At 56.0% G+C, this 1,835-nt stretch carries 1 rRNA gene; it reads left to right on the forward strand.

What is annotated here, in order from left to right:
- Positions 1 to 1,533 (forward strand): 16S ribosomal RNA (locus tag AN477_RS00170).
- Positions 1,534 to 1,835 lie beyond the last annotated feature (302 nt).

Here is a 1,835-nt window from a genome sequence, read left to right on the forward strand (position 1 = left end):
CTTTGAGAGTTTGATCCTGGCTCAGGACGAACGCTGGCGGCGTGCCTAATACATGCAAGTCGCGCGGACTTCTTCGGAAGTCAGCGGCGGACGGGTGAGTAACACGTGGGCAATCTGCCTCTTAGACTGGAATAACGCCTGGAAACGGGTGCTAATGCCAGATAGAGCAACGGACAGGCATCTGTTTGTTGGGAAAGGTGCTACGGCATCGCTAAGAGAGGAGCCCGCGGCGCATTAGCTAGTTGGTGGGGTAACGGCCTACCAAGGCGACGATGCGTAGCCGACCTGAGAGGGTGACCGGCCACACTGGGACTGAGACACGGCCCAGACTCCTACGGGAGGCAGCAGTAGGGAATCTTCGGCAATGGGCGCAAGCCTGACCGAGCAACGCCGCGTGAGCGAAGAAGGCCTTCGGGTTGTAAAGCTCAGTCATCCGGGAAGAGAGACCAGGGGAGGGAATGCCCCTGGAGAGACGGTACCGGGAGAGGAAGCCCCGGCTAACTACGTGCCAGCAGCCGCGGTAATACGTAGGGGGCAAGCGTTGTCCGGAATCACTGGGCGTAAAGCGTGCGTAGGCGGTTTGTTAAGTCTGAAGTGAAAGGCCATGGCTCAACCATGGGAATGCTTTGGAAACTGGCAGACTTGAGTACTGGAGAGGCAAGGGGAATTCCACGTGTAGCGGTGAAATGCGTAGAGATGTGGAGGAATACCAGTGGCGAAGGCGCCTTGCTGGACAGTGACTGACGCTGAGGCACGAAAGCGTGGGGAGCAAACAGGATTAGATACCCTGGTAGTCCACGCCGTAAACGATGAGTGCTAGGTGTTGGAGGTTCAGACCTTCAGTGCCGAAGGAAACCCAATAAGCACTCCGCCTGGGGAGTACGGTCGCAAGACTGAAACTCAAAGGAATTGACGGGGGCCCGCACAAGCAGTGGAGCATGTGGTTTAATTCGAAGCAACGCGAAGAACCTTACCAGGGCTTGACATCCCTCTGACCGGTGTAGAGATACACCTTCCCTTCGGGGCAGAGGAGACAGGTGGTGCATGGTTGTCGTCAGCTCGTGTCGTGAGATGTTGGGTTAAGTCCCGCAACGAGCGCAACCCTTGACCTGTGTTACCAGCACGTAATGGTGGGGACTCACAGGTGACTGCCGGCGTAAGTCGGAGGAAGGTGGGGATGACGTCAAATCATCATGCCCCTTATGTCCTGGGCAACACACGTGCTACAATGGGCGGAACAACGGGAAGCGAGACCGCGAGGTGGAGCGAACCCCTGAAAACCGTTCGTAGTTCGGATTGCAGGCTGCAACCCGCCTGCATGAAGCCGGAATTGCTAGTAATCGCGGATCAGCATGCCGCGGTGAATCCGTTCCCGGGCCTTGTACACACCGCCCGTCACACCACGAGAGTTGGCAACACCCGAAGTCGGTGGGGTAACCTTATAGGGGCCAGCCGCCGAAGGTGGGGCTGATGATTGGGGTGAAGTCGTAACAAGGTAGCCGTATCGGAAGGTGCGGCTGGATCACCTCCTTTCTATGGAGTCTTACTGAGCCGTAGGGTTCAGATAAGCATAGCGGTCTCATGGAGACCAAACGGACACATGTGTGTACGATTCACATGTGACCTGTGACCTTCACAGGTTGGCACTTTTCTGCGATGTGTTTAGTTTTGAGGGAACCAACCCTGCTGCTGCTGGTAGCAGGTGTTTGTATCCTCAGACTGTACCTTGGAAACGAGATAGCGAATGAAAATCCTACGATAACCGACGTAGAACAGGGTTCATGCTGTTTTAGCCGGCAGCATGGATTTGAAAAGGGTAACTGCATCTTCGGTGG

The sequence above is a fragment of the Paenalicyclobacillus ferrooxydans genome (assembly GCF_001399675.1).
GTDB lineage: Bacteria > Bacillota > Bacilli > Alicyclobacillales > Alicyclobacillaceae > Alicyclobacillus_B > Alicyclobacillus_B ferrooxydans.